6 protein-coding genes are annotated in these 7,444 nt (G+C 62.7%); all 6 read left to right on the top strand.

Translation table 11 applies throughout. The features are described 5' to 3' along the window. Positions 1 to 385 precede the first annotated feature (385 nt). The 6 genes from map (at position 386) to dapE (ending at position 7,320) form a co-directional block, all read left to right on the top strand. The gene (map, locus tag V7M64_RS21725; protein ID WP_333682208.1) at positions 386 to 1,150 is read left to right on the top strand and encodes a type I methionyl aminopeptidase; all 765 of its coding nucleotides are present in this window, start codon (positions 386 to 388) and stop codon (positions 1,148 to 1,150) included. A gap of 97 nt (positions 1,151 to 1,247) precedes the next feature. Beyond that, positions 1,248 to 3,896 (top strand): [protein-PII] uridylyltransferase, encoded by a 2,649-nt coding sequence (gene glnD, locus V7M64_RS21720; protein ID WP_333682207.1) that lies wholly within the window; start codon positions 1,248 to 1,250, stop codon positions 3,894 to 3,896. 135 nt (positions 3,897 to 4,031) lie between these two features. Next, positions 4,032 to 4,505 carry a PepSY domain-containing protein gene (locus V7M64_RS21715; protein ID WP_333682205.1) on the top strand — a complete coding sequence of 158 codons (474 nt, stop codon included), beginning with the start codon at positions 4,032 to 4,034 and terminating at the stop codon, positions 4,503 to 4,505. Positions 4,506 to 4,675: 170 nt separating this feature from the next. After that, on the top strand, positions 4,676 to 5,503 hold the full coding sequence (dapD, locus tag V7M64_RS21710) for a 2,3,4,5-tetrahydropyridine-2,6-dicarboxylate N-succinyltransferase (protein ID WP_333682204.1): 828 nt from the start codon (positions 4,676 to 4,678) through the stop codon (positions 5,501 to 5,503). Continuing rightward, entirely contained in the window at positions 5,503 to 5,874 is a 372-nt protein-coding gene (locus V7M64_RS21705; protein WP_333682202.1) for a Spx/MgsR family RNA polymerase-binding regulatory protein, read from the top strand. Before dapD ends, V7M64_RS21705 begins: the two co-directional genes overlap by 1 nt. 285 nt (positions 5,875 to 6,159) lie before the next feature. Continuing rightward, entirely contained in the window at positions 6,160 to 7,320 is a 1,161-nt protein-coding gene (dapE, locus tag V7M64_RS21700; protein ID WP_333682201.1) for a succinyl-diaminopimelate desuccinylase, read from the top strand. The last annotated feature ends 124 nt before the right edge of the window (positions 7,321 to 7,444 follow it).

The raw sequence follows: 7,444 nt of genomic DNA, 5'->3' as shown, positions 1-7,444 counted from the left end.
CGGGTTCCAGTAGCGGGTCTGGTGACCGAAATGCACGCCAGCTTCCAGCATCTGGCGCATGGTGACTTGAGCCATGGTAGTACTCCTGCAGTGGGCCTTTTTCGAATGGCCCGGGGGTTGGGACCTCCACGTATCCCCGGCTTCGACCGTAGTGCCCGTGGCTTGGAGAAGGGCAGCTACAGCACCCCGAAGACGGTGCCGATACGTGTGTGGCATTGGTTGGGCTTGTACCGCATGGCGGTTACAATCCCGCCTCGCTTTGCGCCGTGTGGGCCCGAATAGGCCGGAAGCGGTCCGCAAAACCCGGAAATTGTAGCCGGAACCACCGCTTTGCGGCAAGTTGAACTGGTTTTTAGTCGTCTTGCCGCCATATTCAAACGGACCTATGGCCATCACCCTCAAATCCGCCCAAGACCTTGAAGGCATGCGCGTTGCCGGCCAATTGGCAGCCGAAGTGCTGGCCCTGCTCAAGGAGCACGTGAAACCCGGCGTCACCACCGAGGACCTGGACCGGCTCGCCTACGAGCACATCGTGAACGTGCAGAAGGCGACTCCTGCCAACGTGGGCTATCACGGTTTTCCCAAGACCCTGTGCACCTCGGTCAACCATGTGATCTGCCACGGCATTCCCAGCCCCGGCAAGGTGCTGAAGGATGGCGACATCATCAACCTGGACGTCACCGTCATCAAAGACGGTTGGCATGGCGATACCAGCCGCATGTACTACGTCGGCGCGCCCGGCGTGCTGGCCAAGCGCCTGGTGGAGACCACCTACGAGGCGATGATGCGCGGCATCCGGTCCGTGCGTCCCGGCGCCACCCTGGGCGATGTCGGCCATGCCATCCAGAAACATGCGGAAGCCGCCGGCTTCTCGGTGGTGCGCGAATACTGCGGCCACGGTATCGGCAAGGTCTATCACGACGAGCCGCAGGTACTGCACTACGGCAAGCCCGGCACGGGCGTAGTGCTGCAGAAGGGCATGACCTTCACCGTCGAGCCGATGATCAACGCAGGCAGGCCGCAGACCAAGCAATTGCCGGACGGCTGGACGGTAGTCACCAAGGATCATTCGCTATCGGCGCAATGGGAGCACACCATTGCAGTGACGGATGACGGGTTCGAGATCCTGACGCCTTGGCCGGATGCCTGATCGATATGGTGGCGGCGCAAGCCCCCAACATCGCCATGCCGATCTAGACGATGATGTCGGGGTTTCCCCCCGACCTACGCGCCAGGCAAGCTTCTGGATGACCTCGTCCGCCATTTCCCTCCCGCCATTACCTCGCCTACCGGTTGCGGTCCCGCGCTCCGGTGTTTCCACCGAGGCGCGCAGTGCGCTGCGCCAGCTCGTCGGTGACCTTGACCGGGCCATTGCGCTGGCTTTCCGCGACGGCGCCGACGCCACCGCACTTGCGCAGCGGCGCGGCGAATCGGTCACGCGCATCGTGGCGCACGTGTGGATGGCCTGCCTGGGCGACGTCAACGACGCGGCGCTGTTCGCCATCGGCGGTTTCGGGCGCGGCCTGTTGTTCCCGTATTCGGACATCGACCTGCTGGCGCTGGTCCGGCACGCCGACCCATCGCGCCTGCGCGCGCTGGAGCAATGCTTCGCGACGTTCTGGGACATCGGCCTCAAAGTCGGCCATGCGGTGCGCGATCCGGAGCAATGCAAGTCACTCGCCGCCGCCGAGGCGAGCGTGTTCACCAGCCTGCTCGATGCGCGCCGCCTTGCCGGCGATCCTTCGCTCGATGCAAGCCTGCGCGCCATTGTCGATGCGCCGGACATGTGGCCACCACGCGCCTATCTGCAAGCGCGCCTGGCCGAACGCAACGCGCGCCACGCGCGTTACGACGACACGGCGTACAACCTCGAGCCCAACCTCAAGGATGGTCCCGGCGGACTGCGCATGCTGGATTCACTGCGCTGGCTCGGCAAGCGGCTGGCGCACGCGCCCGATTTTCCCGACATGGTCACCGAAGGCCTGCTCGATCCGGCCGAATGCGACACCTTGCTGCACGCCGAAGCCACGCTGCGTCGCTACCGCTTCGCCTTGCACCTGGAAGCAGGGCGGCCGGAAGAACGCTTGCTGTTCGATTACCAGCGCGCACTCGCTGCGCGCCTCGGCTTCGAAGACGAGCATGAAAAAAACCTAGGCGTCGAGCAGTTCATGCAGGGCTACTATCGCGCCGCCAGCCAAGTGGAGCGCCTGGGGATGCAAATCGCCGAGCGTTTCGTGGAAATGCTGGAACCGCCGAGTGAGCCACAAGCCGTAGGCGAGGATTTCACTCGCTACGGTGTGCGCATTGCCGTGCGCGATCCCGATTTATTCACGCATCGTCCCGCGGCGCTGGTGGATATTTTCATTGCCAGGCTGGACCAGAAAGGGGTGATCGGCTTCACTGCCGACACCATGCGCCGTGTCCACCAAGCAACGGCGGCGATGGGTACGCAATTGGCCGATGATCCACAGGTCATTGCTTCCTTCCTGCAATTGCTGCGACATGGCGCGCCCGCCGTCGATGCGCTTTGGCGCATGAATCGCCATGGCCTGCTTGCAGCGATCCTGCCTGCGTTCGGCAAAGTATTCGGCCGCATGCAATACGACTTGTTCCACGTTTACACGGTGGACGAACACACGCTGCGCGTGCTGCGCAACGTTGCGCGCTTTGCCGATCCGGCGACACAAGCCGAATTTCCGCTTGCGTGCGAAGTGTGGTCGACGCTGCCCAAGTCTGAAATATTGCTGCTTGCCGCGCTATTCCACGACATTGCCAAGGGGCGCGGCGGCGATCATTCGGTGCTGGGCGAAGAGGATGCACGCGCGTTCGGCAAAAAACTTGGCTTGCCGGATGAAGACATCGAACGCATCGCATGGCTGGTGCGCTGGCACTTGCTGATGAGCACCACCGCGCAACGGCAGGACATCACCGACCCGGACGTCGTGCATCGGTTCGCCGAGCTCGTCGGTGGGCGAGAACGCCTTGGCCAGCTATATCTGCTCACCATCGCCGACATCATCGGTACCAGCCCGCGCTTGTGGAACGCATGGAAGGATCGCTTGCTCGCGGACCTCTATACGGCCACACGCTATGCCTTGCGCCGCGATGCCAAACCCTCGTCCGGCGCCGCTGCGCGTGCCCAGGCATGCCGCGAACAGGCCACGGCCATGCTGGTTGCGGACGGCAATGACCAAGCCGCCGTGGCGCAGCTATGGGACAGCTTCCCGATGGTCAGTTTCCTGCGCCATCGGCCGGAGCAGATCGCCTGGCAGACGTCGCAGATTCTCCATGGGCAAGGCAAGTTGCCGCTGATTGCAGTGAACCCGCTGTCGGTGCGTGGCGGTACCGAGTTGTTCGTCTACGCGCCCGATCGCGATGGCCTGTTCGCCAACGTCACCGCCATGCTCGATCGCCTGCATTTCTCGGTGATGGAGGCCCGCGTGCTCAGCTCGCCGGATGGCAAGGCCATGGATACCTTCCTGCTGCTGGAAGCGGAAACGCAAAAGCCTGCAAACCACGAGCGCGCGGAAGAACTGCAGCAGCGCCTGCACCGCGCCCTGTCGCAATCGGCACCGATCATGCCGCCACGGCGCAGCATGTCCCGGCATCTCAAACACTTCCAGATGACGCCGCGCATCGACTTCAAGCAATCGGACGGCCGCACGCAGATGGCGCTGGTCTGCAGCGACCGTCCCGGCCTGCTGGCAGCGGTCACGCAAGTGCTGATGGCCTGCGAAGTGCGCGTGCATGACGCCCGCATCGCCACCTTCGGCGAGCGCGTGGAGGACTTTTTCCAGCTGACCGACCGCCGCAATGCGCCGTTGAACGAGACACAGCAACAGCGTTTGTGGCAGGCTTTGCGGGAGCGGATCGGACCACAGAGCTTATCTGCGTAGCTCAGGTACTGCTGTACCACCCACGCTATGCAAGCTCGCGGGGGATGATTTCCCGCCAGGCCGTGCCAGCGGCTTGTCATCGTCAATCACCTTTTACTGTTTTGGCTGAAAACTGCCACCCAAGGCTGTGCCCTCATGTCCGCATCGCATACGTTTCTCAAGCTTGCCCGACAGCTTCATCTCTACATCGGCGTGTTCATCGCACCTGCCGTATTGTTCTTCGCCTTTACCGGCGGATTGCAGGTATTCGGCCTGCACGAATCTTCCCGCGGCAGCGACTACAAACCGCCGGCATGGCTGGCGGTGGCGGCGCAATTGCACAAGAAGCAAACGGATGTGTTGCCTCAGCGTCGCGCACGCCCCATGGAGAATGCTCCGCCTGCCGCGGCACCCGCGCCCGTCGTCAGCGCCGCGCCGTCGAACAAGCCGGCGGCACCGGTTCGGCATCCCTTGCCGCTGAAGATTTTCTCCGCCTTCGTGTCGCTGGGTTTGTTCGTATCGACCTTGCTTGGCCTGTATATGGCATACCGCTATACGCGCAAACATGTCGTGATCAGCGTGTTGTTGGTGGCGGGAACGATATTCCCCATCGTACTTACGTTGATTTGAAGCGCGGATGACGCTGGGTTAGCGCGTAGGCTTGGATGAAATCCCTGCCTTCATGCGCTTCCTGACGCGGGGATTTGATTCCAGCTCACAAAGCCAATTTGGGGTCTCGCGCGTCACCGACAGGCAAGTGGTTGTAATCTTCATGATCGACCCGAACACGAGTCTCGCTCATGCAGTCCATCGAAAACCTGATCAACGACGCCTTCGAGCGCCGCAACGACCTGACCCAGGCCGAAATCGAAACGCACCTGCGTCCCGCACTCACCCAGGTGATGGATCTGCTCGAATCGGGCGAGCAACGTGTCGCGGCCCCCGACGGGCAGGGTGGCTGGGTCGTCAATCAATGGCTGAAGAAAGCGGTGTTGCTGTATTTCCGCATCAACGGCAATCGCGTGGTGGATGGCGGACCTGCCATGGCCTTCGACAAAGTGCCGCTGCGTTTCCAGCACGGCAACGATGCGGAACTGGAAACGCTTGGCGCACGCGTGGTGCCTGGCGCACTGGTGCGCCGCGGTGCGCATGTCGCCAAGGATGCCGTGCTGATGCCCAGCTACGTAAACATCGGTGCCTACGTCGGCGCCGGCACGATGGTCGATACCTGGGCCACGGTCGGTTCATGCGCGCAGATCGGCGCGGGCGTGCATCTGTCCGGCGGCGTCGGCATCGGCGGCGTGCTGGAACCGTTGCAAGCCAATCCCACCATCATCGAAGACAACTGCTTCGTCGGCGCGCGTTCCGAAGTGGTCGAAGGCGTGATCGTCGAGCGCGGCAGCGTGATCGGCATGGGCGTGTTCCTGGGCCAATCCACGCGTATCTACAACCGGGCCACCGGCGAAGTGAGCTATGGCCGCATACCGGCGGGCAGCGTGGTGGTGGCCGGCAATCTTCCGGCGAAGGACGGCAGCCACAGCCTGTACGCGGCCATCATCGTCAAGCAGGTGGACGAGAAAACCCGCAGCAAGACCGGCATCAACGAACTGCTACGGAGCGGTGAGTAATGATCCAGCCAACCGTCACGCTGTATGGCCTTGCCAACTGCGATACTTGCAAGAAGGCACGCAACTGGCTGACACGCTTTGACGTGGCACACGAGTTCATCGACTACCGCGCGAATCCCGTGCCGCCAGCCACGCTGAAGGCATGGGCACAGCAGCTCGGGGGCTGGGAAAAGCTGGTCAACAAAGCCGGCACCACCTGGCGCAACCTGCTGCCGCAGCGCAAGAACCCCGGCTCCGATCCGGAGTGGACCTTGCTGCTGAAAGAATATCCCGCGCTGGTGCGCCGTCCGGTGGTCGTGCAAGCGGATGGCGCCGTGAGCGTAGGATTCACCGATAACGGTTTCAAGAAACTGTTCGGGCATCAGGGGTGATCTGGTCCATTCTGCGTAGACGGCATGATGTCCAGAAGGCCCGCAGGCTGTGCTGCGCGCCGCAGGGCAGACTGGCCGTCTGTTCAAGCTGCGCGGCACAGCCTGCGGGCCTTCTGGACATCACCCCATCATTTAAAATCCATGCGTTGGGGCCGGCACTGTCCGTTCGCATACTTTCGGTCCATCGTCTCGACAGACGGCCAGTCTGCCTTCGCCGATGGCCCTATGGTCTGCGAACGGGCAGTGCCGGTGACGTTTACGCAGAATGGACCAGAGCACCCCTATATGTCTGAGGTATTCGATCTCGCCATCGATCTGATCCGCCGCCGCTCCATCACGCCGGAAGATGCCGGCTGCCTGCCGGAAATCGGTGCGCGCCTGGCGCGGCTCGGTTTTCGCATCGAGCATCTGCGCTATGGCGACGTGGATAATTTCTGGGCCACGCATGGCGCGAACAATGCGCCGGGCGAGGGACCGTTGCTGATTTTTCTTGGCCACACCGACGTGGTGCCCAGTGGTCCGGAAGACGCCTGGCAGAGTCCGCCGTTCGAGCCGACCGTGCGCGATGGTCGACTCTATGGCCGTGGCGCGGCGGACATGAAAAGCGGCGTGGCGGCGATGACGATCGCGTTGGAGCGCTTCGTCGCCACGCATCCGGATCATCCCGGCCGAGTGGGCTTGCTGCTCACCAGCGATGAAGAAGGTCCGACCAATGTGGACGGCGTGCGGCGCATCGCTGCTTACTTGCGCGAGGTCGGCGAAAAGATCGACTGGTGTGTCGTCGGTGAACCTTCCTCCAAGGAGAAACTCGGCGACCTGATTCGTGTGGGGCGGCGTGGCTCCTTGTCCGGCACCTTGACGGTGCGTGGCGTGCAGGGACACGTGGCCTATCCGGACAAGGCGCTCAATCCGATTCATGCCTTTGCGCCCGCGCTGGCCGAGCTGGCCGCGGAGCGCTGGGACGAAGGCAACGCGGATTTTCCACCGACCTCGTTCCAGGTATCCAATCTCAATGCCGGTACTGGCGCGTCCAACGTCATTCCCGGCTCGCTCGTCGCGCTGATCAACTTTCGCTACAGCACGGCGAGCACGGCAGAGAATCTGCGCAAGCGCACCGAAGCGATCCTTGCCAAGCATGGCCTGGATTACACGCTCGAATGGATGCTCTCAGGCGAACCGTTTCTTTGTCCTTCGGGCGGCCGCTTGCGCGATACCGTGGTGCAGGTGTGCCGCGAGTTGTGCGGCACGGAGCCGGAGCAAAGCACGGGCGGCGGAACCTCGGATGGCCGCTTCATCGCACCGATGGGCGCGGAAGTGGTGGAGCTGGGGCCGGTCAATGCCACCATTCACAAGGTGGACGAATGCATTGACGTGGCGGAATTGGAGCGGCTGCCGGATCTCTACGCGGCGATCTGCGAGCGGATGTTGATACGGCCGCTTTGTTGATCTGTTGAGGCGTGCTGTGAAGATTTGTCTTTGGCGAACCGTCATGTCGGTGAAGGCCCACTGCTGTCCGGGGAAATGAAGTTCTTCAGAAATGCGCGGGCATAGCACCCGGCATCGAAAATTT

Source organism: Dyella sp., assembly GCF_036746095.1.
GTDB lineage: Bacteria > Pseudomonadota > Gammaproteobacteria > Xanthomonadales > Rhodanobacteraceae > Dyella_B.
Note: the sequence above shows the minus strand (reverse complement) of the source record. Positions and strands in the feature narration are given on the sequence as shown.